The sequence below is a fragment of the Streptoverticillium reticulum genome (genome assembly GCF_047456005.1).
GTDB classification, from domain to species: Bacteria; Actinomycetota; Actinomycetes; order Streptomycetales; family Streptomycetaceae; genus Streptomyces; species Streptomyces reticulum.
Genome location: NZ_CP179755.1, coordinates 3085960 through 3109990, shown reverse-complemented (window position 1 = coordinate 3109990; position 24031 = coordinate 3085960). Strand labels below are relative to the sequence as shown.

Annotated in this window: 22 protein-coding genes; 17 read left to right on the top strand and 5 right to left on the bottom strand. The window is 69.8% G+C overall.

Annotated elements, in window-relative coordinates; translation table 11 throughout:
* Positions 1 to 67 precede the first annotated feature (67 nt).
* The 3 genes from ACMATS_RS13885 to ACMATS_RS13875 form a co-directional block, all read right to left on the bottom strand.
* Entirely contained in the window at positions 68 to 1864 is a 1797-nt protein-coding gene (locus ACMATS_RS13885; protein WP_414168052.1) for an ABC transporter substrate-binding protein, read from the bottom strand.
* 59 nt (positions 1865 to 1923) lie between these two features.
* Positions 1924 to 2925, bottom strand: coding sequence for an ABC transporter permease (locus ACMATS_RS13880; RefSeq protein ID WP_414168051.1), 1002 nt, complete (start codon positions 2923 to 2925; stop codon positions 1924 to 1926).
* A 360-nt stretch (positions 2926 to 3285) separates the two neighbouring features.
* The gene (locus tag ACMATS_RS13875) at positions 3286 to 5418 is read right to left on the bottom strand and encodes an alpha/beta fold hydrolase (RefSeq protein ID WP_414168050.1); all 2133 of its coding nucleotides are present in this window, start codon (positions 5416 to 5418) and stop codon (positions 3286 to 3288) included.
* A 212-nt stretch (positions 5419 to 5630) separates the two neighbouring features.
* Between ACMATS_RS13875 and ACMATS_RS13870 the strand changes: the two genes are divergently transcribed.
* The 17 genes from ACMATS_RS13870 to ACMATS_RS13790 all read left to right on the top strand — a co-directional run bounded on the left by ACMATS_RS13870 (position 5631) and on the right by ACMATS_RS13790 (position 21965).
* Entirely contained in the window at positions 5631 to 5825 is a 195-nt protein-coding gene (locus tag ACMATS_RS13870; RefSeq protein WP_171088065.1) for a hypothetical protein, read from the top strand.
* 56 nt (positions 5826 to 5881) lie between these two features.
* Positions 5882 to 6772: an N-acetyl-1-D-myo-inositol-2-amino-2-deoxy-alpha-D-glucopyranoside deacetylase gene (gene mshB / locus ACMATS_RS13865; RefSeq protein ID WP_414168049.1), complete on the top strand. Its 891-nt coding sequence runs from the start codon at positions 5882 to 5884 to the stop codon at positions 6770 to 6772.
* On the top strand, positions 6769 to 7158 hold the full coding sequence (locus ACMATS_RS13860) for a DUF6113 family protein (RefSeq protein WP_390776354.1): 390 nt from the start codon (positions 6769 to 6771) through the stop codon (positions 7156 to 7158). The genes mshB and ACMATS_RS13860 overlap by 4 nt, the downstream gene beginning before the upstream one ends.
* Positions 7159 to 7351: 193 nt before the next feature.
* Positions 7352 to 9976 carry a hypothetical protein gene (locus ACMATS_RS13855; RefSeq protein ID WP_414168048.1) on the top strand — a complete coding sequence of 875 codons (2625 nt, stop codon included), beginning with the start codon at positions 7352 to 7354 and terminating at the stop codon, positions 9974 to 9976.
* Positions 9977 to 10113: 137 nt separating this feature from the next.
* Complete coding sequence (locus tag ACMATS_RS13850; RefSeq protein ID WP_414168047.1) at positions 10114 to 11067, top strand: ABC transporter ATP-binding protein; 954 nt, start codon at positions 10114 to 10116, stop codon at positions 11065 to 11067.
* Between the two features lie 85 nt (positions 11068 to 11152).
* Positions 11153 to 11896 (top strand): ABC transporter permease, encoded by a 744-nt coding sequence (locus ACMATS_RS13845; RefSeq protein ID WP_390776357.1) that lies wholly within the window; start codon positions 11153 to 11155, stop codon positions 11894 to 11896.
* A gap of 46 nt (positions 11897 to 11942) precedes the next feature.
* Complete coding sequence (locus tag ACMATS_RS13840) at positions 11943 to 13142, top strand: sensor histidine kinase (protein ID WP_414168046.1); 1200 nt, start codon at positions 11943 to 11945, stop codon at positions 13140 to 13142.
* A gap of 137 nt (positions 13143 to 13279) precedes the next feature.
* A complete protein-coding gene (locus tag ACMATS_RS13835; protein ID WP_414168045.1) occupies positions 13280 to 14878 on the top strand; it encodes a recombinase family protein in 1599 nt (532 codons plus the stop codon).
* A gap of 861 nt (positions 14879 to 15739) precedes the next feature.
* On the top strand, positions 15740 to 15970 hold the full coding sequence (locus ACMATS_RS13830) for a hypothetical protein (RefSeq protein ID WP_414168044.1): 231 nt from the start codon (positions 15740 to 15742) through the stop codon (positions 15968 to 15970).
* Entirely contained in the window at positions 15970 to 16341 is a 372-nt protein-coding gene (locus tag ACMATS_RS13825) for a hypothetical protein (RefSeq protein ID WP_414168043.1), read from the top strand. The genes ACMATS_RS13830 and ACMATS_RS13825 overlap by 1 nt, the downstream gene beginning before the upstream one ends.
* A gap of 21 nt (positions 16342 to 16362) precedes the next feature.
* On the top strand, positions 16363 to 17223 hold the full coding sequence (locus tag ACMATS_RS13820) for a hypothetical protein (protein WP_414168042.1): 861 nt from the start codon (positions 16363 to 16365) through the stop codon (positions 17221 to 17223).
* Between the two features lie 388 nt (positions 17224 to 17611).
* Positions 17612 to 18859 carry a helix-turn-helix domain-containing protein gene (locus tag ACMATS_RS13815; protein ID WP_414168041.1) on the top strand — a complete coding sequence of 416 codons (1248 nt, stop codon included), beginning with the start codon at positions 17612 to 17614 and terminating at the stop codon, positions 18857 to 18859.
* A 123-nt stretch (positions 18860 to 18982) separates the two neighbouring features.
* Positions 18983 to 19345, top strand: a complete 363-nt coding sequence (locus tag ACMATS_RS13810; RefSeq protein ID WP_414168040.1) for a hypothetical protein — start codon at positions 18983 to 18985, stop codon at positions 19343 to 19345.
* 226 nt (positions 19346 to 19571) lie between these two features.
* Complete coding sequence (locus ACMATS_RS13805; protein ID WP_414168039.1) at positions 19572 to 19844, top strand: hypothetical protein; 273 nt, start codon at positions 19572 to 19574, stop codon at positions 19842 to 19844.
* An 80-nt stretch (positions 19845 to 19924) separates the two neighbouring features.
* The gene (locus tag ACMATS_RS13800) at positions 19925 to 20065 is read left to right on the top strand and encodes a hypothetical protein (RefSeq protein WP_158688813.1); all 141 of its coding nucleotides are present in this window, start codon (positions 19925 to 19927) and stop codon (positions 20063 to 20065) included.
* Positions 20062 to 21234, top strand: coding sequence for a methyltransferase domain-containing protein (locus ACMATS_RS13795; RefSeq protein WP_414168038.1), 1173 nt, complete (start codon positions 20062 to 20064; stop codon positions 21232 to 21234). The genes ACMATS_RS13800 and ACMATS_RS13795 overlap by 4 nt, the downstream gene beginning before the upstream one ends.
* A gap of 92 nt (positions 21235 to 21326) precedes the next feature.
* Positions 21327 to 21965 carry a response regulator transcription factor gene (locus ACMATS_RS13790; protein ID WP_414168037.1) on the top strand — a complete coding sequence of 213 codons (639 nt, stop codon included), beginning with the start codon at positions 21327 to 21329 and terminating at the stop codon, positions 21963 to 21965.
* A 163-nt stretch (positions 21966 to 22128) separates the two neighbouring features.
* Here ACMATS_RS13790 and ACMATS_RS13785 read toward each other — a convergent pair whose 3' ends face one another.
* A complete protein-coding gene (locus ACMATS_RS13785) occupies positions 22129 to 22998 on the bottom strand; it encodes a transglutaminase-like domain-containing protein (protein ID WP_414168036.1) in 870 nt (289 codons plus the stop codon).
* 32 nt (positions 22999 to 23030) lie between these two features.
* A complete protein-coding gene (locus ACMATS_RS13780; protein ID WP_414168035.1) occupies positions 23031 to 24014 on the bottom strand; it encodes a GNAT family N-acetyltransferase in 984 nt (327 codons plus the stop codon).
* Positions 24015 to 24031 lie beyond the last annotated feature (17 nt).

Below are 24031 nucleotides of genomic sequence, written 5' to 3'. Positions count from 1 at the left end.
TCGGGCGTGGCGGGGCGGGACGGAGAGGGGGCCGGCCGGGCCCGTACGGCCCGGCCTTCCGCCGCGGTTACTTCACGAAGACACCGGACGGGTCCGGGTAGCCGTACACCGGGTGGTACTTGACGCCGCCGAGCCCCGAACCCCACAGCGAGAACTGGAGGTTGGCGTAGGTGGGTACGGCCGGCACGTCATCGGTGAGGATCTTGTCGGCGAGCTTCATCCACTCCGGCGCCGCCTTCTTCACGTCGGGGATCGCGTTGACGCGGTCGATCTCCTTGTTGACGGCGGGGTCGTTGAGGTGGGCGTAGTTCTGGGCGCCGTCCGAGATCACCCGGCCGTCGTAGAGCGGCGGGACGACGGTCGAGGCGACCGGCCAGTCCGCGCCCCAGCCGGTGCGGAAGATGTCGAAGCCGTTCTTGACCTCGGCGATCGAGTTGTCCCAGACGTTGGCGTCGATCTCCTTCTTCTGCACCTTGAAGCCCGCCCGCTCCAGGGCCTGGGTGACGACCACCGAGACCTTCTGCTGGACGTCGGTGTTGGCGTAGGCGTAGACGATCTCCTGGCCTTCCTTGCCGGCCTCCTTCAGCAGGGCCCTGGCCTTGTCCGGGTCGCCGTTCGGCTTGGCCTTCTTGCCGAACGGGTCGGAGGCCTTGTAGCCGTCGATGGAGGGGGAGATCAGGTTGGTGGCCAGCTGTCCGGCGGTCGCCCCGCCGATCTGCTGGATGATCTGGCCGCTGGGCATGGCGTAGGCGAGCGCCTTGCGGACCTTGATGTCCTTGAGCCGGTCCATGTTGAAGTTGATGACGTCGAGGTAGGGCTGGATCTCGATGAAGCGGCGCGACTTGGTGCCCGGGTCCTTCAGCACCTGCTCGACCATCTCGGGCGCGACGGCGTTGGTGTACGACATGCCGGCCTTGTCGGGGCCCTGGTCGGCCAGCAGCCGCCGGGTGGAGTCGGTGGCCTGGTGGCCGAAGCTGATCTCGAACTTGTCGGGGTACTGGGTGCGGATCGGGTCCGTCTTGGGGTCCCAGCCCTGGTTGCGCACCAGGGTCAGCGACTTGCCCGTCTTGTAGTCGGCCACCTGGTAAGGGCCGGACGAGAAGGGCGCGTTGTCGTACTTCTGCTTCCCGTCCTTGTCGGCCTTCACCGGACCGACGTTGGGCATCGCGGTGGCGAACGACACGTCTGCGTGCGGCTTGAGGAAGTGGAAGACGATGGTCTTGTCGTCCGGGGTGTCCAGCACCGAGGACGGCAGGTGCTTGCCGTCGTACGGGCCGTCCGGCAGTGCCTTGCGGTAGCTGGTGCCCTCACCGGAGAGCCACTGCTGGATGTACTGGGGGCCGTCGGTCTCGAACGAGGCGTAGAGCCGCTCGATGCCCCAGCGCACGTCCTGCGCGGTGATCGGCGAGCCGTCCTGCCACTTCAGCCCGTCCTTGAGCGTGAACTTCCAGGTCTTCCCGCCGTCGGAGGAGGTGCCGGTGTCGGTGGCGAGGTCGCCGACGACCTTGACCTTCCCGTCGGGGGCGATCTTGTAGCCGGTGAGCGTGCGGTTGTAGAGCAGCTGGCTGATCAGCATGTCGCCGTAGTAGATCTGCCCCGGGTCCAGGTGGTGGAAGGCGTCGCGCTGGAGGACGGTGACGGTGCCGCCCTTCTTGGCGCCCGAGGGTGCCGGGGCGGGGCCGGTCGAGTCCGCGGCGGTGCCGAGGGAGTAGTTGGCGGCCACGTTCTTGTCCTGGCCGGGGCCCGCGCTGTCGGTCGCCCCGCCGCCTCCGCCGCCCCCGCTGCTGCACGCGGAGAGCACCAGGGCGCCGGCGGCCAGCACCACGGCCGTCCGGAGTGCCCTGCGGTTGACTGTCGTCCTCATCGATCTGCACCTGCCTGTCGGTTGACGGTGGAGAGTGCCGGTTCGGGCCGCCGGGGCGGTCAGCGTCGGGTGCGGGGGTCGAAGGCGTCCCGGACGGAGTCCCCGAGCAGGTTGAAGGCGACCACGAAGATGATCATCGCGAGCCCGGGAAAGAAGATGTAGGTGACGTCGCTCTCGTAGTACTTCGCCCCGTTGGCGAACATCCGCCCCCAGTCGGGGGTGGGTTCGACGACGCCGACGCCGATGAAGGAGAGCCCCGCCTCGGCGGTCACCAGCGTCGGCAGCATCAGGGTCGACTGCACCAGGATCGGCGTCCACAGATTGGGCAGCAGCTCCTTGGTGATGATGCGCCAGGGCGAGGCCCCGGTGACCTTCGCCGCCTCGACGAACTCCCGCTCCCGCAGGCTCAGTACCTGGCCGCGCAGCAGCCGCGCCAGGCCCATCCAGCCCAGCACCCACAGGACCAGGATCAGGGTGATGACCCGGAGGTAGGTCGGGGTCTCCTTCTCGGGGCTGACGAAGAGGGAGTAGACGATCGGGGTGAAAGCGACGAACGACAGCTGCTGGGGGAAGGCGAGCAGCAGGTCGATGAAGCGGCCCAGGAAGTAGTCGGTGCGGCCGCCCATGTAGCCGGCCGTCACCCCGACCAGGATGCCCGTCACCACGCACAGCGCGGTGGCCGCCGTGGCGATCAGCAGTGAGGTGCGGATGCCGTAGACGAGCTGGGTCAGCACGTCGCGGCCCAGGGTAGGCTCCAGGCCGAACCAGAAGCGGCCGGAGATGCCCCCGTTGGGGGCGATCGGGTAGCCGAACCGGTTCAGCAGGCCCGGTTCGTCGAGCCCGTAGGTCTCCGTCGGGTTCTTGCCGTAGACCATGGAGATCAGCGGGGCCGCGACGGCGACGAGGAAGAAGAAGACCACGATCCAGGCGGAGATCACGCCAGAGCGGTCGCGTCTGAAGCGCCGCCACATCAGCTGCCCGGGCGAGCGGCCCACCGGCGGGCCTGCGGCCGGCGCGTCGTCGAGGGCGCTGTTGCCGGTGCTCCGGGAAGGGCTCGTCATCGCGTGCATCCCCCGCCAAGTCGTCTCGGTCCCCGGCGTGTTGATCACGGTGTGACGTATCGAACACGTTGGGTTGAGCGGACTCTGGCAATGGAGTTACGGCGCAGTCAAGGGGGCTGCGGTGGAAGGCGCGGCGCTCCGCCGCATCTTGAGCGAAGGTTGTGCAGATCGAGGTGGCGGCGTGCTTGACAGCAAGGTCAAGCACGCCGCGGACGGTATCACTCCTCAGGGCGTGTCCGGCGGACCTTCGCTGCGCGGCACCGGCGCCCCGTACGGGGTGGTGCGTCGACTGCGGGCGCGTCGTGGCTTGTCGCGCAGTTCCCCGCGCCCCTTACGGGGCGCTATATGAAGGCGCTACGGCTACCGCATGCCCAAAGATCGTTTGACGAAGTCGACTTGGAGCAGCAGCAGGTTCTCCGCGACCTGTTCCTGCGGGGTCATGTGCGTCACCCCGGACAGCGGCAGCACCTCGTGCGGCCGGCCCGCCGCGAGCAGCGCCGAGGAGAGCCGCAGGGTGTGCGCTGCGACGACGTTGTCGTCCGCCAGGCCGTGAATGATCATCAACGGCCGGTGCTGCTGCGCCACTTGGGACAGCCCGTCGTCCGTGACGAGGGAGTTGCGGGCGTACACCTCCGGCCGCTCGCCCGGGTGCCCCAGATAGCGCTCGGTGTAGTGGGTGTCGTACAGCCGCCAGTCGGTGACCGGGGCGCCCGCGATGCCCGCGTGGAAGACGTCGGGGCGGCGCAGTACCGCGAGGGCGGCCAGATAACCGCCGTACGACCAGCCGCGGATGGCGACCCTGGTCAGGTCCAGCGGGTACTCCCCGGCGAGCGCGTGCAGCGCCTCGACCTGGTCGTCCAGGGTGACGCCCGCGAAGTCCTCGTGGACGGCCTTCTCCCACGCGGGGGAGGTGTGCGGGGTGCCGCGGCCGTCGGCGACCACCACGGCGAAGCCCTGGTCGGCGAACCACTGCGAGGTCAGATGGGCGTTGTGCGCCGCGGCCACCCGCGGCCCGTGCGGCCCGCCGTACGGGTCCATCAGCACCGGCAGCGGCCCGTCGCCGTCCCGGTACCCCGAGGGCAGCACGACCGCGCACGGAATGCGGCGGGAGCCCGCACGGGTGAGCCGGGCGCGCGTGGCGAGCACCGGCGCCTCGGCGTACGAGGGCACGACGGCGGTCTGCTTGCCGTCGCACAGCACCCGCACCTGCGTCCCCGGGCGTTCCATCGACACCGAGACGAGCACCGTCACCGCCCCCGACCGCACGGCCGAGTGCCGGCCCGGCTCCGCCGAGAGCCGTTCCACGCCCTGCCCGTCGACCCGCTCGTCGACCCGGTACACGTGCACCTCGCCCGTCTCGTCGTCCGCCGCCTCCGGTCCGGCCGACGCGGTGACGAGCACGCCGTCGTCGGCGACGTCCAGCACGGACTGCACGTGCAACTGCGGCCCGGTCAGCGCCCGGTCGCCGACCAGCAGCACCCGCGCGCCGTCCCGGTCGGCGATGCGCACCAGCTCGCCGTCCGGGGTCCATGCGGGCACGCCGACGAACAGTTCAAGCCACTTCGGATCCTCTTCCGTGTGCAGCACCTGTGTGCCGCCCGTGCCCGGGTCCACCGTCAGGTACGCCTGGGAGCGCTGGTCCCGCGCCTGGACGAGCAGCAGCGGCGCGCCGGCCGCCGACCAGTGCACCCGCGCGAGGTAGGGATAGCGGTCCCGGTCCCACGCGATGTCCGTCCGGGTGCCGTCCAGGCGCAGCAGGGACAGCGTCACCTCGGCGTTGGGCGTGCCGGCCGCCGGGTAGGCGACCTCGGCGGGCTCGCGGTCCGGGTTCGCCGGGTCGGCGATCCACCAGCGCCGCACGGGCCCGTCGTCGGTGCGGGCGGCCAGCAGCGCATCGCCCTCCGGGGACCACCAGAAGCCGCGGAAGCGGTGCATCTCCTCGGCCGCGATGAACTCGGCGAGCCCCCAGGCGACCCCGGGGCCGTCCGGCTCCGCCAGCGCCCGGTCGCCGCTGCCGTCCGCCTCCGCCACCCGCAGCGCGCCGCCGGAGACATAGGCCACCCGGCGGCCGTCGGGGGAGGGGCGCGGGTCGATCACCGGTCCGGGGACGTCCAGTTCGCGGGCGGTGCCGCTGCGCAGCTCGGCAACGAAGAGCCGCCCCGAGAGGGTGAAGGCGGCCAACTCCGCGGCGCCGTCCACCGCGTACCCCACGACCCCCGCCGACCCCTCGCGGGTGCGCTCGCGCCGCGCCCGCTCCTCGGCGGACAGTTCCTCGGCGGAACCGCCCAGCAGGACGGCGGGATCCGCCGCCGGATACTCCCGGCCCGTCTCCGGATCGAGTACCCAGAGGACGTTCGCCCGGTCCGTACCGGAACGCGAGCGCAGGAAGACGACCCGTGTGCCGTCGGGCGACACGGAGAACGACCGTGGCGCACCGAGGGAGAAGCGTTGTGTGCGGGCGTGCTGACGGGGGAACGAGGGCAGTCCGGTCATGTGCGCGAGCCTACGGCCCGTACCACCGGGCCCGTTCGGAACGGCGAGAACTCGCCGTGCGCCCCGGGTTTGCTTCCGTGCACCGAGTCATGCGGGGGCACGGAAAGTTATGATCGCTCGCGCACCGTGGGTATGTCTTCGGCATCCGCACGGTGTCCCGCCCGAGCATGCCTTCGTCCGACCCGACCGCGTGTACCTGGAGGTGAACCGCCTTGGCACTCTCGATCTCCGTGGTGGTGCTATTGGCGATCGTCGTCTTCCTGCTGGTCCAGAAGTCCGGACTGAAGACCGGCCACGCCGTGCTCTGCATGCTGCTGGGCTTCTACCTGTCGAGTTCCTCGTTCGGGCCGACCATCCGCCAGCTGACGACGAGCATCACGGGAATGATCAGCAGCTTCAAGCTGTGACCCGTGGCGTGCGGGCCCGCTCCCCGGCGGGCCGCCGCTGCTCGTAGGCTGGAGCCATGACCGACCTTCCCGGCCGCCGGCTACTCCTGGTGCACGCGCACCCGGACGACGAATCGATCAACAACGGCGCGACCATGGCCAAGTACGCCGCCGAGGGCGCCCACGTCACCCTGGTGACCTGCACGCTCGGCGAGGAGGGCGAGGTGATCCCGCCGGACCTGGCGCACCTCGCCGCGGACCGGGACGACACCCTCGGCGCCCACCGGCGGGGCGAACTCGCCGCCGCGATGGAGGAGCTGGGCGTCACCGACCACCGCCTCCTGGGCGGCCCCGGCCGCTACCGCGACTCCGGGATGATGGGCTCCGTGCAGAACGAGCACCCCGGGTGCTTCTGGCGGGCCGACGTGGACGAGGCCGCCGCATCCCTCGTTGAGGTGATTCGCGAGGTGCGGCCGCAAGTGCTCGTCACCTACGACCCGGACGGCGGCTACGGCCACCCCGACCACATCCAGGCCCACCGCGTCGCCATGCGCGCCGCCGGGCTGGCGGCCGAGCCGGGCTTCCGCCGCGACCTCGGCGAGCCGCATGCGATCGCCAAGGTCTACTGGAACTGCCTTCCGCTCTCCGTCGTCGAGGAGGGCTTCGCCCGGCTGCGGGCCCTGGGCAAGGAGAACGTCTTCCCCGGCATCGCCACCGCGTCCGATGTGCCCGGTGTGCTGCCGGATGCGGAGGTCTCGGCCGAAATCGACACCGCTGCGTACGTGCCCGCCAAGGCGGCCGCGATGCGGGCCCACGTCACGCAGATCGCCGTGGACGGCCCCTTCTTCGCCCTCTCGAACGACCTGGGCCAGCCGCTCTTCCCGCGCGAGTACTACCGGCTCGTCAAGGGCAGACCCGGCGTCGAGAACGGCCGGGAGCACGACCTCTTCGCAGGAGTGGACGCATGAACGGCCTTGTCACTCCGCCCAGTTTCGGGCGCCTCGCGGCGTATGTCCTGTTGGCGGTCCTCGGATTCGCCGTCGGCGTCGCCGGGTCGCTCGTCCAAGGCGGCTGGTTCCCCGCAGGGTTGCTGCTCGCCCTGCTCGGCATCGCGGGACTCTGCTACGGCGGCCTGACGGCCACCGGCACCCGGGTCGGCGGGGCCGCACCCGGCGCCGGCTGGCTCATTGCCGTGCTGATGCTCTCGAGCACCCGGCCGGAAGGCGACTTCCTGTTCGGGGCGGGAATCGGCTCCTACGTTTTCCTGCTGGGCGGGATGATCGTGGCTGTGATGTGTGCCACGCTCCCGAAGCTGCCGCAACCGGGCGGGCCTGCGGCCCGACTTGGCAAGTGACGTGACCATTTCTGCCTGACGACGGTGCGATTGCCGCTCGCCCGGCCCCTGGCCTGATCCGGCGGTCGTCAAATACGCGCCCGTGGTGCCCAGTATGGTGGTGCGCGCCGCCGAGCCTCCCCCTGGCCTCCGGCGATGGGTGACCCCGAGCGAGGTCAACGAGGGCGGCAAAGAGTAACCGGGAGAACCTGCTTTGAGCCGTGAATCTGACAGTTCGTCCTCCACGCCCCAGGGTCGCGGCGGAGCCACCGCCTACCCCTCGGGCACGCCGCCGTACGGGACCGCCTCCGGCCCCGGCACGGACGGCGCGGCCGCGGCTGCCGGGCCGGACGAGCCGAAGCTGACCGAGACCACGCTGACCACGCGGATCCGCATCAACATCCCGGGCTCGCGGCCCATCCCGCCCGTCGTCATGCGCACCCCCGTCGCCGGGGGCGGCGAGGACGAGGGCCCGGCCGCCGCGCCCGCCGCGCCCGCAGCCAAGGCCGCCCCGGCCGTTCCCGCCCCGGCCGCCCCCGCGGCGGAGCCGGCGGCGGAGAAGGCCGCGGACAAGACCAGCGACTGGTTCGCGCCCCGCAAGGGGTCCGCGGGCGGCGCCCCCGCCGCCCCCGCCCCTGCGCCCGCGCCTGCTCCGGCCCCCGCTCCCGCGCCGCGGCCCGCGCCCCGGACGCCGGCCGCCCCGGCGGCGGCACAGGGCGACAGGCCCCCGCTGCCGAAGCGCGGCGCCCCCGGCTCGGGGGCCCCGTGGCGCGGCGGCCCGCCCGCCGGCCTGAGCAGCGGCTCGCTGTGGGAGAAGGGCGCGCCGGGCCGCTCCGTGGGCTCGGGCGACGCCCCGTACGTGGGCGGCCCCGCCGCGGACGGCACCGCCGGTGCGGGCATGGGCATGGGCGCCGCGCCCATGGCCGGTGACCCGTCGACGACCGGTGCCACGCCGTGGGCCGGCGACTCCGCCGCCACGGGCACGGGCGGCGGTCCCGCACCCATGGCCGGTGACCCGTCCACCACCGGTGCGACGCCGTGGCAGAACGGCCAGGCCGTCGACGACTGGCCCGCGCCGGGCGGCAGCCCCGCCCCCATGGCGGGCGATCCGTCGACGACTGGTGCGACGCCGTGGCAGCAGCCGGTCGGTCAGACCGATGACTGGCCGGGTGGTTCTTCGACGACCGGTTCCATGCCCGTTCCCGGTGACCCGTCCACGACGGGGACCATGCCTTTCCCGGGCGATCCGTCGACGACCGGCACCACGCCGTGGCAGCAGCCGGTCGGTCAGACCGATGACTGGCCGGGTGGTTCTTCGACGACCGGTTCCATGCCCGTTCCCGGTGACCCGTCCACGACGGGGACCATGCCTTTCCCGGGCGATCCGTCGACGACCGGCACCACGCCGTGGCAGCAGCCGGTCGGTCAGACCGACGACTGGCCCGGCGGTTCCTCGACGACGGGAACCGTGCCCGCGCCCGCCGCCCCCGCGGCCGGCGGCAAGGGCTCCTGGGAGCGCGTCGGCCCGGCGGCGGGCGCGAACCCGTCCGGCGCCGGTGCCACGCAGCAGTTCCCCGCGGCCACGCCCGGCGAGGGCGCCCCGCTGACCCCGCAGGCGCCGCCCTCCAAGAAGAAGCGCGGCCCCAAGGGCGGCAAGGGCGGCGGCGGAACCGTTCCGGCCCCGTCCAGCGAGACGCTGGTCAGCGGCGTGCCCGCCGCCGTGCCCCCGGCGGCCGGGCAGGTGCCGAAGCCCCCGATAGACAGCGGCGCGCCCCGCATGTCGGTGCCCAAGCCCAAGACGCAGGTCCCGCCGCCGCCCGCGCCCAGGAGCGAGGACAAGAAGGCCGCGCCCGCGGCCAAGGCGAAGAAGAGCGCGCCCGCGAAGAAGGGCGGCGGCCGCTCGCGGCTCGTCCTGCTGGGCGGCGGCATCGTCGGCCTGGTCGGCGTCGCGTACGCCGCCGGCCTGCTGATGGACCACGCGGACGTGCCCAACGGCACCACCGTGCTCGGCGTCGACATCGGCGGCTCCTCCAAGGAGGCGGCCGTGCAGAAGCTCGACTCCGCCCTGGGCAGCCGGGCCGGCGCCCCGCTCCAGGTCACGGTCGGCGGCAAGACGGCGCAGCTCAAGCCGTCCGTGGCGGGCCTGTCCATCGACACCCAGGCCACCGTGCGGTCCGTGTCCGGGCGGGACTACAACCCGCTCACCGTCATCGGCTCGCTCTTCGGCGGCTCCCGCAAGGCCGAGCCCACCGTGATCGCGGACGAGGAGAAGATCGGTTCCGCGCTCAAGGCGCTGTCCGGCGAGACGGGCGCGGCGGGCGACGGCACCATCAAGTTCGAGCCGGGCAAGGCCGTCGCCGTCTACGGCAAGGCGCACGAGGGCCTGGACATCGACAAGTCGGTGCAGGTCATCTCGGACGCGTACAAGGCCCGCGTGGCCGGCGGCGCGGACAAGCCGGTGGCGCTGCCCAGCTCCGGCCAGCAGCCGAAGGTGAGCAACGCCGAGGTCGACCGGATGATGAAGGACTTCGCGGAGCCCGCGATGTCCGGTCTGGTCACCGTGCAGACGGACCCGGCGCACAAGATCCAGTTCGGTCCGGACCGTTCGCTGCCGAAGATCCTCTCCGTCAAGGAGGTCAACGGCAAGCTCGTCGAGAGCTACGACCTGGAGGCGCTCAAGGAGCTGTACGGGAGCGCGTTCAACGGCGTCCTGATCCAGCGCGGCGACGGCACGAAGAAGCCGGTCATGCCCCAGGACGTCGCCGGGGCCCTCGGCAAGGCCCTGCGCGGCAAGACCCCGGCCGACCGCATCGCCACGATCGCGGTCAACGGCAGCTGACCGAAAACCGCCCCTGCACGGGCCCTCGTACCTTCACCGGTGCGGGGGCCCGTCCCGTGCACCCATGACATCTGTCATCCCGGGTTCACGACGACCGACACTGCAGGTGCAGCTCCCGGCCGGGGATGATGGTCGGCATGACCACTACAGCAACGTTCACGGGGGACGGGCGCCGCACCGGCGGCGCCCCCGTGGTCAGTTTCGACAACGTCAGCAAGTCCTACGGCAGCGTCAAGGCCGTGGCCGATCTCCACCTCGAACTCCACCCGGGCGAAACCGTCGCCCTGCTCGGCCCCAACGGCGCGGGCAAGTCGTCCACCCTCGACCTGCTGCTCGGACTGCGCAATCCCGACGCGGGCCGGGTCCGGCTCTTCGGCACGACGCCGCAGCAGGCCATCGCGCAGGGCAAGGTCGGCGCGATGCTGCAGAGCGGCGGCCTGATGGAGGACGTGAAGGTCCGCGAGCTGGTGAAGCTCGCCTGCGACCTGCACCCGCGCGCCTACCCGGTCGACCGCGTGATGAAGAACGCGGGCGTCGAGGAGATCGCCGACCGCATGGTCAACAAGCTCTCCGGCGGCCAGGAGCAGCGCGTGCGCTTCGCGCTCGCGACCGCGGGCGCCAACGAGCTGATCGTGCTCGACGAGCCGACGACGGGCATGGACGTCTCGGCCCGCCAGGCCTTCTGGGCCGTGATGCGCGAGCAGGCAAACGAGGGCCGGGCGGTGCTCTTCGCCACCCACTACCTGGAAGAGGCCGACGCGATCGCCGACCGCGTGATCGTGCTGCACCGCGGCCGGGTCCTCGCGGACGGCTCGGCCGCCGAGATCAAGGCGAAGGCCGGCGCCCGCCGCATCGTCTTCGACCTGGAGGGGCCGATCAACGAGGCCGCCCTGCGCGAACTGCCCTTCCTGTCCAGCCTGGAGATATCGGGCCGTACCGTCCGCATCCAGTCCCACGACGCCGACTCCACCGTGCACGCGCTCTACGGGCTCGGCTTCTTCCCCCGCAACCTCGAGGTCGCGGGTCTCGGCCTGGAGCAGGCCTTCATCGCCATCACCGAAGCCGCGACCGCCGAAGAGGCAGCCCGATGACGTGTCTCCCGGGGGACACCCCCCGGACCCCCGGCCGTAACCGCTCCGCCGCAGCACCCGGACACGTCTCGCGAGGGATATCCCGATGAACACCCTGATCAAGCTCGAAATCACGCGCACGCTGCGCAACAAGAGGTTCATGTTCTTCTCGGTCGCCTACCCGGCGATCCTCTACACGGTGATCGCGGGCGGCGCGAGCACCGAGGAGCTCGTCAAGGGCACGCACCTGACGCTCCCGCTGCTGATGATGGTCTCCATGGCCTCCTTCGGCGCGATCACCGCCGTCCTGGTGGGCAACAGCGAGCGGATAGCCAAGGAGCGCGAGAAGGGCTGGGTCCGCCAGCTGCGCCTCACCGCGCTGCCGGGCCGCGGTTATGTGACGGCGAAGGTCGCCTCGGCGGCCGTCGTGTCGCTGCCGTCGATCGTCGTCGTGTTCATCGTCGCCGCGGCCGTGAAGAACGTGCGTTTCGACGGGGTCTGGCAGTGGTTCGCGCTGACCGGGGTCATCTGGGCGGGCAGCATCGTCTTCGCCGCGCTGGGCGTGGCGATCGGCTACCTCGTCACCGGTGACGCCGTGCGTCCCGTCACGTTCATCGTGTACTTCGTCCTGTCGATCCTGGGCGGCCTGTGGATGCCGACCGCGACCTTCCCGCACTGGGTGCAGAAGATCGCGGAGTGGGTCCCCACCCACGCCTACGCGGCGCTCGGCCAGGCCATCGAGCAGGGCCACGCCCCGCACGTGAAGGACGTGGCCCTGATGGTCGCCTACGGTGCGCTCTTCGCGGGTGCCGCCGCCTGGCTGTACCGCAAGGACACGCACAAGTCCTGACGGGGTGTCAGTTATCGGCCCGGGCGGCGGCGGGGAGACTGCGAGCATGAACGAGCACAACGACCCCATGGGGAAGGTCGCAGAAAGTCCCTTCGCCCGGGTCGGCAGGGCGCCGGAGGACTGGCGCCACCTGCTGATCAAGGCCTGCTGGACGCTCCTCTACATGTCGTACCTGTACTACGCGGTGGACGACCTGAGGAGCGGAAGGCACACGGAACTCGCCACCCAGCTCGGCTGGATCGGCCTGTCCGCCTTCGTGGCCGGCTACTTCTACCTCACCCTCGCCCCGCGGCCCGAGGGCTACGTCCCCAGCCGGATCGCGATCCTCGGCGGGCTGTACGTCCTCGCGTTGACGCTGGCACTGACGCTGGGCGGGGCGTGGACGGTCCTGCTCGTGTACGTCTCCATCTCCAGCGGCGTGATGCTGCCGCTGAAGTGGTCGCTGAAGTCCGTCCCGTTCGTCTCGCTCACCGTCTTCCTGCTCGGCATGATCGAGCACGCGGCCACCGTCGAGGTGCTGCTGCTCGTGCTGCCCACCTTCCTGGGCGGCGCCGCGATGATCGCCGTCATGCAGATGGGCCGCACCATGCGGGAGTTGCGCGAGGCACGGGCGACCGTCGCCCACCTCGCCGCGAACGAGGAACGCCTGCGGCTCGCCCGGGACCTGCACGACCTGCTCGGGCACTCGCTCTCCCTCATCACGCTCAAGAGCGAGCTCGCCGGGCGGATGCTCCCCGAGCACCCCGAGAAGGCCGCGCAACAGGTCGCGGACATCGAAAAGGTCAGCCGGCAGGCCCTGGTGGACGTCCGGGAGGCGGTGAGCGGATTTCGCCGCCCCACCCTGGAGGCCGAACTCGCCGGAGCTCGCACTGCCCTGGCCGCGGCCGGCATCGCCGTCGACCTCGGCGGGGCGACCGACCGCCACCCGGACCTCGCGCCCGACACGGAGGGCGCCCTGGCCTGGGCGCTGCGGGAGGCGGTGACCAACGTGGTGCGGCACAGCGGGGCCCGCCGCTGCGAGGTGACCGTCGCGGAACGGGACGACGAGCTCTGCCTCACGGTCACCGACGACGGGCACGGCCCCGGCGGCCCGTACGGCAACGGCCTGACCGGCCTGACGGAGCGCCTGGCGCTGGCCGACGGGCGGCTGGAGACGGGCCCGGCGCCGCACGGAGGCTTCCGGCTGCGGGCGTACGTCCCGCTCTCGCGCAGGGCGGAGCCCCGGCCGCCTACCCTGTCGGTGTGACACAGCAGATCCGCGTACTCCTCGCCGAGGAGGAGTAACCCCTTGCGGACCTAGGGTCTGACCTGCGGCTTTCTGATGTGGGAACCGTTGCGCTCTAGGCGCCCCAAAGGGGATACGCCTACTGGGAGCACCGGATCATGTCTGTTGAGCACGTCTGCACCATCTGCGGGAAGAGCGAGCCGAACGCTGTAGACCTCTACACGCGCAAGTCGAAGCGCTTGAGGGAAGACGACCACCGCCGAGAGCAGAGCACCGACGCGCAATGCGAGCAGGGGCACCGCTGGGCGCACCGCAACGGGTACGCGGTGCGGAAGGTCTGGCGGGACATCCAGAGCGCTTTCAAGGACGTCAAGCGGTCCGACTTCGACCGTGCGTTGCGCGCCCTGGCCGACGGCGAGGTTCCGGCGCTGTGGGCGTACGCGATCGACCGGTTCAGCCGCAAGGGAGCCGAGGACCTTCTGAAGGTGATCGGCAAGGCGCGCGTCATCTTCGACATGGACGGGCTCGACTCGAACGAGACGCGTGACCGTCGTTGGATCATCAACCGGGCCGAAGAGGCACGGGAGAGCAGCGAGAACCTTTCCAAGCGGGTCAGGGACACCAAGGAAGCACAGCGCGACGCTGGGCTTTGGGTGGCCGGTCGCGCCCCGTTCGGATACGTCGTCTCCCGCGACCGTGTCCTGATGCCGGACGAAGAACCGTACATCTGCCATGTGGCGACGCGGACGGAGTGGTCCCGCGCCGCACTTCTGCGGGAGATGTTCCGCAGGATTGCGGAGGACGGCGCCTCTACGCGTGAGGTCTGCCGCTGGCTCGACGGCATGGGCGTCCCGTCCCCTGGCGGAAGCTCCTGGGGGTACGCGTACGTCCACCGCATGACCCGGAACCCTGCCTTCTCCGGGTGGCAAGTGATTCAGATCCGCCCGGGGCATCCGGAGGCCTACCGCAATAGCAAGGGCCAGAAGGTTCGCCTCAAGGGCAAGGCGCTGGTCACCTCCGAGATGCAGCGCAAGGCGCAAGAGACGCTGACGGGCGGCAATCTCATCCCGCTTGCCCACCGGGCCCGGGATACCCGGCGCAAGCACCTGCTTACGGACCTGATGCAGTGCGAGGGGTGTGGCCGGTCGATGTCCATGGGCGGCAAGGCGTACAAGTGCCAGGCCGCAACGGGAGGCACCGGATGCAAGGCAATCGCCTCTGCCAAGGTCGAGGCCATTGAGAACTTCGTCTTCAACGCCTGGTTGGCACGGCTGACCAACGCAGCTGAAGACGACCCGATCGTGATCGCCGTCTCCGAGCGCTGGACGGCCCGTGTGAGGCCCGAGGAGACCGAAGAAGAACAGGCCGCACGCGCCGCTCTGCGAACCGCTGAGGCCGGTTTGAAGCGGCTCCTCGACGACCGTCAGGCGGGCGTCTACGACGGCGCGGCAGCGCGGTACTTCGGCCCTCTGCTGCGGGATGCGAACAAGGCTGTCGAAGCCGCCCGAGAAGAGGTCAACCACTACTCGCACGGGGGCACTGTCACGTTGCCGTTTGAAAGCGTGGAACACGAGACCCTCACGGCCACATGGGATGCGGCGGACCTGCCCAAGAAGCGTGACCTCCTCCGCCTTGCCATAGAGCGCATAACGGTCCGCAAGGCCCCGCGCCAGGGCGCCCGTTTCGACGGCCACGAGCGGTTGACCATCGAATGGGCCCAGCCCGCCCAGCAAGAGGATTTCGCAGAGGCCGCGTAAGCGCGTCTGAGCCCCTTTCAGCCCCACCTCTCCACTCCTGAGGGGTGGGGCTTTTCGCGTGCCTACAGCGGCGTATGCGGGGCGTGGCGGGCCCCACCGGCAGCCGGGCCACCCAGAGGAGCCCAGTTGTCGGCAGAGAAGGCGTGACGAAGTGCGTTAGCCCTCGCTGATCCACCAAGCCGATGACCTACGGGAAGTGATGAAGTGACGGTTTATGGGTAGGTCCACGTATCCCCATAGAGCACCTATAGGGAAAACGAGACCCGCTTTCAAACTGCCACTTCATCACCCTGGCAGTCACACAGGGGGCGCGAAGGCGCCAGCGCAGGGCGTGGCCGACATCACCGCTGTGCAAACGGCGTGCGGGCCGACAGCGGAGAACGCTTGCGCTCTAGTAGCCGTACGGGGGCGCCGCGTAGCAGCCAGCCCGCCGATGGTCAGCGGAGTGCGGTGGAACGGTGATTCTTGGTGTTTTCTGGAATGCCATAAGAAACCTATAGGGAAAACAGGATCGCCCTCCGAACCACCGTTTCACCGCGCCGTGATAGGCGTCACTCAACGGTATGCGGGAAGTGCCGGAAGCGGTGTCGCTCCAGGCAACCATAACGCTCTAGTAAGGGCACAGAACTCGTGATCACCGCATCACGTGATGCGGTGCCCTCTCTGAGCTGGCTAGACATCCGGCCCAATTGGCGCAAGCCAGTTGACGCCCGCGCAGGGGCGCACCTCGATTCTTCGGCGAATCATGTTGAGCGCACTTCGATGCCGCCCAATTCGCCGAACCGCCCCCCTTCCGGTACGTGCTGCACCGCGTTCCGGTAAGGGGGATTTTTCGTACCCAGAACCAGGAAGGTGTCAGGCTTGACAGGGGTTCGTACTACCAACTTGAAGACCTTTCGGGCTCATTGTGTCGAAGTCAAGAAGATTGAGCATCGCATTGCCGATGCCCGGAAACGTCGCCGCGAACTCATCGAAACGTACGGCGCTGGCACCGTAGATGCCCGCGAAGCTAGCCGCCCCCTCACCATGCAAATGCGTGAGGACGCTCAGAAGCTGCACGACATGTGGGACAAGTTCTTCGAGGACATGTAATGCCAGACAACAGCCCGGGAAGTCTCAACGTCGCCCAACTCGCCGCGCAGCATACGCCGGAAGAACTCGCCCGCATGGTCGTGAACCATCGGCGCGAGGCCACATCGGCCCGACAGCACGCGCGCCGTGAGCAGGACAAGGCATTGGCGGCGATGAGGGACGCGGCAGAGCAGTCCGCCAAGGCTGCCGATCTGACCAACGAGGGAAGTGAACGCCCGCCAGGTCCAAAGGAGTTGGCAGCAGAGATCCGGTTGCACGTATTCAACAAATTGCCCGTGCCGGACGAACTAAAGCGCATGTTTTCTCGACTTCAGCTCGCGCAGATGAGCCCACGGCAACGCGCTGCCTATGAGGCCGGGCGCCAGCGTTAACCACTACAGAAGGGGCTATTCATGGCTCATAAGATTCAGATTGACCAGGTAGCAACTGCCGCCCTGGGGCTGCTTTCGTACCAGTCCGTACTTGGCGCCACTGTCCACCGTGACGCCGAAGCGGAGTTTGAAGGTGGCCGGGGATCGGTTGTAGGCGTCCGCCTGCCGAAGCAGCGAACCGCTAAGAACTACACGGGCACCACCGAGTACGCTGACGTAGAGGAAGGCATCGCGCACGTCAAGCTGACCGATGAGCCGACCGACGCCGCAAAGCTTGGCACTCGCGATCTTTCCCTTAATATCCGCGACTTTGGCGGACAGGTTCTCATGCCGCAACTCGACGCGGTTTCTCGCTACATCGAGAAGAACCTGGCCGCGCTCATGAACGCTCAGAGCGAATCGGCGGATGCGGTGGTCATTGATCCGGCCGTCCCGCTCAAGGCAATTGCCGCAGCCTCCGCCGAGTTCGTCCGGCGCGAGATCGACCCGGGGGACCGTTTCCTAGCGGTAGGCCCTGACGTGTACGGGGCCCTGCTGGACGTCGAACGGCTTCAGCGCGTGGATGCGTCGGGAGATGATTCGATGCTTTCGCGCGCCGAGATCGGAACGTTGTTTGACTTCCGTGTCATCGTCTCGCCTCATCTGACGGGGGCCGTCGCTTACCACACGACGGCTTTTGCGCTGGCGAATCGGGCACCGAACGCCAACGAGGGTGCAGGCAAGTCGAGTTCGCAGACGTTCAACGGTTACGCAATTCGTGCGACGCTCGATTACTCCGCTGACGTCAAGTCGGATGTTTCTATCGTTGACTCGCTTTGCGGTTCAGCAATCCTTGATCCGAATCGAATGATTGCGTTCAAGCTCAAGAAGACTCAGAAATAACCGTCAATTGGCAGCAGCGCGGCCCGTTACGCCCGCTAACCCCCCTGCCGAGGGTCTCCCTCCGTCAGCGACCCGAGCCGGGGGCCAATAGCGCGCCCGTCCGTGTACGGGTCTGGGGTTTTTCTGTCCAGGCTTCACGGGGCGGGGCGCGGGGGTGCGGGCACGGGCAGGCCCCGCACGCCTGCGAATCAAAGGTGACCCTTTCGCCGGCTCGGGGTGTCCGATCCTCAACTCTCGTGTTGAGGCGCGGGAGTTGACCCCTTCGGTTCCATGGCCCCGCACCTTCCCCTGTCAGGGTGGGTGCGGGGCCATCCGTGTGTCCGGGGCTGCTGGCCAGGCGTACGCTGGCCGGACGAGAGCACGACACCACACGCACTAGGCGGGGATCATGAGCGCTCTAGGGGAGAACGTCAGGAAGCATCGTCGGCTACGGGGTCTGACCCAGGAACAGTTGGCCTACGCTGCTGGGCTCGCTCCCTCCACCGTCGCCAAGCTGGAACAGGGCGGAAACGTCCGCATCGAAACCCTTCACATTCTGGCTCGCGCGCTGCATGTGAAGACCTCTCAACTCATGGCATCCGACACACCGGAACCAGTTCGAAGCGAAGACTCGACCCGTGTGGGGCTGGCCGAATTGCGGAGCGCGCTTACTCCGCCCCTGGGAATCGCAGACGGCCCTAACGAAAGGCCCGATGAGGAACCCAACCTTCCCGCGCTCCTGGAAGTCATCCGCGCTGGCTCAGCGGCGTACGACTCGGACAACTTCGGTTCCGTGGCTGGCAAGATGCCTGAGATCATCCGGGACGCGAATTCAGCTGTTGCCTACTTCGGCAATGGCGAGGAGTACACACAGGCGCTGTCTGCCCGCGCGGAGGCATATTTGCTGGGCGGCCGGTATCTGACGCAGGTTCGGCAATACGATCTTGCCTATCATGCGCTGTCTGGAGCGATTCAGGATGCGCGAGCGGTGCAGGACATGAACACGGCAGGGTATGCCGTGTTCATCATGTCGTGGCTGCTGCTCCGGCAAGGGCGATTCGATGATGCGGAGCGAGCGGCTATCGAGACAGCGGACCGCCTGGAACCGCGAATCTCGAAAGCGCCGCCGGAAAGGCTGGCCGTGTGGGGCTGGCTCGCCCTGCAAGCGGCTGCCGCTTCTGTTCGCAACAACCGCCCCGAGGAGGGCGCGGAAGCCCGCCGGATTGCCGAGTCTGCCGCTGCTGCCCTGGGAAGGCATCCCGGTGCCCGGCACCGGTTCGGGCGATTCGATATCGCCGTTGCCGGAATGAAGGGGCTGGAGGATGAGCTGATCTCCGAGAACGGCGACCCCTTCCGAGTGATCGACGAATCCACCGGAAAGGCTCGATTCTCCGACCACGCCATGAAGGCCTCCCGCATCGCTGAGACCGACAAGGAGTGGAACCGGCACCGCCTCACTGTGGCAACGGCATTCGTCAAGGTGGGTGAGCACGACAAGGCACTCGACCGGCTGACGGCCGTGGACTACGCCAACCCGCAATGGCTCCGGCATCAGCGCATGGCGCAGGACGTGATGGCGGCGATCGTCCAGCGTCGTAAGCGCAGGCTCACCGCCGAGATGCGCGCCATGGCAACCCACCTGGGCGTACTGGGCTAGCTGCTACGTAGCGCGGTAGTTCCGAGTGATCGCTTCTCCAACTGCCGTGCTGCGGAGCTGGATTGAGATGTTCTGTGGCCATAGCTTCGCGGTATCCCGAAACCGAGCAGGCCAGGGGTCAAGATGGTTCACAGAACAGAAGCCGATCACCAGCGCAGGCGCGGCCTTGCCGACGATGCGGCGGGAGTCGCACGCTTGCTGCCTTGGGCGACGGATGACGGCCGACCCTGCTACCTCGCGACCGATGGCGCGGGGTGGCTGTCGGCGCTCGCCGACGACATGGAAGCCGTGCAACTCGCCGTGGGTGCTGAGCTGTTGGGGCATGTTAACGCCACGATGGGTGCCCCGAAGTTGTCGGATGGGGAACTGCGTTACCTGGTGGCCCGTCTGTACGAGGCGCTCGGCGACGCGCTGATTGTCGCTGAGAGTCGGGGCAAGCGTCTGTCAGGGGCGGACACTGGCGACGGCAGGGAGGGCCAGGCATGACCCTGGAGCCTGCCCCCGTGGAGGGCTGCAAGGTTTGCGCGCACTGTGCTCACTGGCGCAGGGCGTATCGCACGGGGGTTGGTACGCCAGAGGGCTACGCGAACCAGTCGGCGGCGTCTGACTGCAACGTGGAGATCCGGAATCACCCGCATGTGCCGCGCAAGGTAGCTCTTCCGGTCAACCGCCCGGCGGTGGCGTCGTGACGAGAAGCATCACCCTCCCCGCCGTGAAGCACGCGATCAGTACCCACCCGCGCAGCGAGATCACCGTTACGGCGCACTGCATGAGTGGTGGGTGCGGGTGGACGCTCGCGCCGACGGCAGACCTGGAGACGGCGGACGTGGCGATGATGTCGCACACGGGCCGTTCGGGGCACCCGCTGTTCGGCCGGACGTTTGAAGACGTAGCCCTCGTGCGCCGCCTTGAGTTGAACGAGGGGAAGCGGGAGATCCCGGCGCTTCCGTCCGAGGAGCCGCAGCACGAACACGCGGCCCACTGAGACCCCCACCCGGTTGCACACCCCGTGAAGCGGAGTCGGCCGGGCGGGTACCCAAGCACCATCGACAACGGAGGTACGACATGCAGAAGCACGCGTGGTGGCTGACCATGGCCGATGGCAACCCTCAGGACGACAGCGACTCGGGCAACAAGCACGGGGGCGGCGGGTCGGACGAGGGCGGCAACACCAACGACGGCAAGGACCCGGCGGACGGCAAGTGACCGAGCGCACCGCAAAGGAGGTGGGCCCCCAGGGGCTCGCCTCCGTGCTCATGGAAAAGGGAGCCCTGGCAAGCGACTGGCTCCCTGCGTTCGAGGCGGTACCGCGTCACGCGTTCATGCCGGATGCGATCTGGCCCGGTCGCGCTGGCATGAACCGGCAGAGTGACCGCGTGATCCGCAGCGAGGAACCTGACGTGTGGTGGGAAGCCGTCTACCGGGACGCGCCGATCACGACGCAATGGGATGACGGTGCGTACACCGGAACCGGCAAGGGCAAGTCACCTACCTCGTCCAACTCCATGCCCACGATGGTGTTTTCGATGTTGGACGCGCTCAGTGTGGAGGACGGGCAGACCGTTTTGGAGGTCGGCACCGGAACCGGGTGGAACGCTGCTCTGCTGTCTCACCGGCTGGGCGCTGAGAACGTCGTCAGCGTCGAAGTGGACGAGGCCAGTGCAGAGGACGCGCGTGCCCGCCTGAACCTCGCTGGACTCCGTCCGCTGGTACACGTCGGCGACGGGGCGCAGGGGTACCCGGAGCGGTCTCCCTATGACCGGCTGATTGCTACGTGCTCCATCGGCAGCGTGCCCCCGCCATGGCGGGAGCAGGTGAAGCCAGGCGGGGTGATCGTGACCCCGTGGGGGCCGACGTACGGCGGGGAGGCGGTAGCGCGTCTCACGGTCGCCGGGGACCGTTCGGCGTCCGGCCCGTTCGTGGGGTCGTCGGCGTTCATGCGCATGCGTGCTCAGCGGGTCCAGCGTCGGCACGTCCGTGAGTATCTGGGCGGGCGGAAGTGGCCAGCGGACGGCGTGAAGTCCATGACGTCACTGTCCCCGGACGACGTGGGTGACTGGCACGTCATGTTCGCGATCGGGGTCCAGGTGCCCGACGCGTTCCCGTGGATGGAGCCGTACGACGACGGTTCATACACGCTCTGGCTGCGGGACACGGCCGTCACGTCGTGGGCTACCACTGACTACGTGCCGGGGAAGGATGAGTTCGAGGTCTACCAGTCTGGACCCCGGAATCTCTGGGATGAGGTGCTGGTGGCCTACCACTGGTGGGACAGGCAGGGGCGGCCCGGGTTCGAGCGGTTTGGGCTGACCGTGGACGGCGACGGCGAGCGGGTGTGGCTCGACTCTCCGGACAACCCCGTGTCGGTGCCGTAGCCGCGCGGGCGTGCGACCGTGCCCCCTCAGCCCCGCCTGTGCGCTGTACCGATGCGCATGGGCGGGGCTTCGCCGTGTCTACCCTGGCCCGTATGACTGACGCCCCCGATCAGCCGCCCGTAAGATGTGTAAGAGTCCTCCTCGCCGAGGACCAGTCCATGGTCAGGGAAGCCCTGGCAGCCCTGCTCGGGCTGGAGGACGACATCGACGTGGTCGTCCAGGTGGCCAGGGGCGACGAGGTGCTGGACGCCGCCAAAGCCACGCCCGTCGACGTCGCCCTGCTGGACATCGAGATGCCGGGCATGACGGGCCTGGAGGCGGCCGCGGTGCTGCGGCGCGAGCTGCCTGCGCTCAAGGTGGTCATCCTGACCACCTTCGGGCGCCCGGGCTATCTGCGCCGCGCGATGGAGTCCGGCGCGGACGCCTTCCTGGTGAAGGACGCGCCCGCGGCACGGCTGGCGGACGCACTGCGCAGGGTGCTGCGCGGGGAACGGGTCATCGACCCGACCCTCGCCGCGGCGGCCCTGGCGGACGGCGCGAACCCGCTGACGGACCGCGAGCGCGCGGTCCTCACGGCCTCGGCCGACGGCTCGACCAACGCGGAACTCGCCGCGCGGCTGCACCTGTCGAACGGCACCGTCCGCAACTACCTGTCCACGGCCATCCAGAAGACGGGGGCACGGAACCGCGCGGAGGCCGTTCGCATTGCGCGGGACAAGGGGTGGCTTTAGGGCCCCGTAAGGGGCGCGGGGAACTGCGCGAGCAACCACAGACGGCCTGTAGCCGACGCACCACCCCAGAGGTCCGGGGCGAAGCCCCGGGGACGTCAACTGCGGGCGCGTCGTGGCTGATCGCGCAGTTCCCCGCGCCCCTTACGGGGCGCTGACCGCACGGTCAGTTCAGCATCGCCCGCGCGGCAAGCGCCCGGTGCCGGACGGACTCCGCCACGGTCGGGTCCGCCACCGCCACGACCTCCGCGTACTCCTCCATCTCGCGCGCGCCCCGCGCGAAATCCCCTCGCTCCACGAGGAGTTCCGCCCGCTCGAAACGCAACCGCGCCGGATGGCTGGGCAACAGCAAAGCGAGTTCAACGGCCCACAGTTGAACGTCGCTCCGCTCCGGCCGCGCCGCCGCCCACGCGCGGATGTTGTTGAGCACCCGCAGCACGATGTCCAGCGGCTCGGCCGGCGAGAACACCGACGGCGACAGCGGCGCCCCGGTCGCCCCGGCGACCAGCAGCCCCGCGTCGTCCTCGGACAGGATCCGTCCCCCGTCGAACGGATCGACCAGGACGTGGTGCCCGTACGGGTCCCCGAAGCCGACCACGAAGTGTCCCGGCAGGGCCACCCCGTACACCGGCGCCCCGGCCCGGCGGGCCGTCTCGATCCACACCACCGACAGCAGGATCGGCAGGCCGCGCCGCCGCGCCAGCACCGCGCCCAGCAGCGAGGACTCCAGCCGCCGGTAGTCGGCGGGCACGCCGTGGAAGCCGCACCGCCCGCCCAGCAGCTCCGCGAGCGCCTCCGCCCAGCGCTGCGGCTCCGCCCCGCGCAGCAGCGCGGGCAGCAGCCCGGCGAGGCGGTCCAGCTCCATCTGCGCCTCGTCGACGGCGCGCTCGCCGCAGCCCTCCTCCCCGGCCGCCGCCTCCTGCTCGACCAGCAGGCACAGCAGCGCCAGGTCGGGCCGTTCCTCCCGGGCCGCCGCGGCGAACCGCCGTCGGCGATGGGGGTCCCCCCAGCGGTAGCTGGGGGAGGCGTCGTCCATGGCTGCCTCCTTCCTCCATGGTGCGGCCGTGACTACGGCCGCGGCTCGCGGCGGTAGTGATAGGCGTGGTGGGTGGTGAAGCCGAGCTCGTCGTAGAGCGCCGCGGCCCCGCCGTTGTCCGTCTCGACCTGGAGATACGCCGCCGAGGCGCCCTCGTCCAGCGCCTGCTGCGCCAGCCGGGCCATGACCAGGGTGCCCAGCCCCTGCCGCCGGCGCCCGGGGGCCACCGTCAGTGCGGAGAAGCCCGCCCACCGGCCGTCGACCACGCACCGCCCGATCGCCGCGCCGGGCACCGTCGCGAACCAGACCGACGGCCCGCCCGTCAGCACCGCCCGCGCGTCCTCGGCGCCGCCCTCGCGCCCGTAGGCGGCGAGCCACTGTGCATCCGGCTCGCGGGAGAGCAGCACCGCCCCCGTGTCGGCACCGGTGTCGGCGACCGGCGCCAGCGCGGCCGTCCGCATCAGCGCGTGCCGCTCGGCGGCCCAGCCGCGGGCCGCGAGCGCGGCGTCGAGCGCCTCGTCCGCCGCCGCGTCCCCGGTCGTGACCTGGATCAGGGCCGGCAGCCCGCGCCGCCCGTACCACTCGACGACCCGGTCCACGGCCTCCGGCAGCGGCAGCCCGGGGGAGCCGAGGGGCAGCACCGAGTTGGCCCGGGCGGTGAAGCCGCCCGCGGCCCGCAGGGTCCAGTCGCCCAGCCGCTCCGTCTCCCGCGCGGGCCAGCCGCGCGCCGCGGTCTCCTGCAGCTCACGCACGGTGGCCGCCGGGCCCCGGCGGCGGGGCGGGGCGGCGGGCACCACCTTGCCCGCGACGAGCGCCCGCTCGGGAATTTCGATGGTTTCCCCAGTCCTGCGAGTGATCCGCAGCACACCGCCTTCCCAGGAGACGAGCTCTCCGACGGTGTCGGTGAACCGTTCCGGGGACCGGACGGAGTCGTTCAGTCGCCGCACGGAGACCCTTTTTCCCACATCTGCCGCGGTGATCCGGACTTCCAGTCTTCCGCCCGTGGTGAATTCCACAGCTCTGCCCGCCCCTC

Bases quoted from the DNA above. Each gene is read 5' to 3' on its own strand.
- ACMATS_RS13885 (WP_414168052.1), bottom strand. From the start codon at position 1,864: ATGAGGACGACAGTCAACCGCAGGGCACTCCGGACGGCCGTGGTGCTG.
- ACMATS_RS13880 (WP_414168051.1), bottom strand. From the start codon at position 2,925: ATGACGAGCCCTTCCCGGAGCACCGGCAACAGCGCCCTCGACGACGCG.
- ACMATS_RS13875 (WP_414168050.1), bottom strand. From the start codon at position 5,418: ATGACCGGACTGCCCTCGTTCCCCCGTCAGCACGCCCGCACACAACGC.
- mshB (WP_414168049.1), top strand. From the start codon at position 5,882: ATGACCGACCTTCCCGGCCGCCGGCTACTCCTGGTGCACGCGCACCCG.
- ACMATS_RS13860 (WP_390776354.1), top strand. From the start codon at position 6,769: ATGAACGGCCTTGTCACTCCGCCCAGTTTCGGGCGCCTCGCGGCGTAT.
- ACMATS_RS13850 (WP_414168047.1), top strand. From the start codon at position 10,114: ATGACCACTACAGCAACGTTCACGGGGGACGGGCGCCGCACCGGCGGC.
- ACMATS_RS13845 (WP_390776357.1), top strand. From the start codon at position 11,153: ATGAACACCCTGATCAAGCTCGAAATCACGCGCACGCTGCGCAACAAG.
- ACMATS_RS13840 (WP_414168046.1), top strand. From the start codon at position 11,943: ATGAACGAGCACAACGACCCCATGGGGAAGGTCGCAGAAAGTCCCTTC.
- ACMATS_RS13835 (WP_414168045.1), top strand. From the start codon at position 13,280: ATGTCTGTTGAGCACGTCTGCACCATCTGCGGGAAGAGCGAGCCGAAC.
- ACMATS_RS13825 (WP_414168043.1), top strand. From the start codon at position 15,970: ATGCCAGACAACAGCCCGGGAAGTCTCAACGTCGCCCAACTCGCCGCG.
- ACMATS_RS13820 (WP_414168042.1), top strand. From the start codon at position 16,363: ATGGCTCATAAGATTCAGATTGACCAGGTAGCAACTGCCGCCCTGGGG.
- ACMATS_RS13815 (WP_414168041.1), top strand. From the start codon at position 17,612: ATGAGCGCTCTAGGGGAGAACGTCAGGAAGCATCGTCGGCTACGGGGT.
- ACMATS_RS13810 (WP_414168040.1), top strand. From the start codon at position 18,983: ATGGTTCACAGAACAGAAGCCGATCACCAGCGCAGGCGCGGCCTTGCC.
- ACMATS_RS13800 (WP_158688813.1), top strand. From the start codon at position 19,925: ATGCAGAAGCACGCGTGGTGGCTGACCATGGCCGATGGCAACCCTCAG.
- ACMATS_RS13790 (WP_414168037.1), top strand. From the start codon at position 21,327: ATGACTGACGCCCCCGATCAGCCGCCCGTAAGATGTGTAAGAGTCCTC.
- ACMATS_RS13785 (WP_414168036.1), bottom strand. From the start codon at position 22,998: ATGGACGACGCCTCCCCCAGCTACCGCTGGGGGGACCCCCATCGCCGA.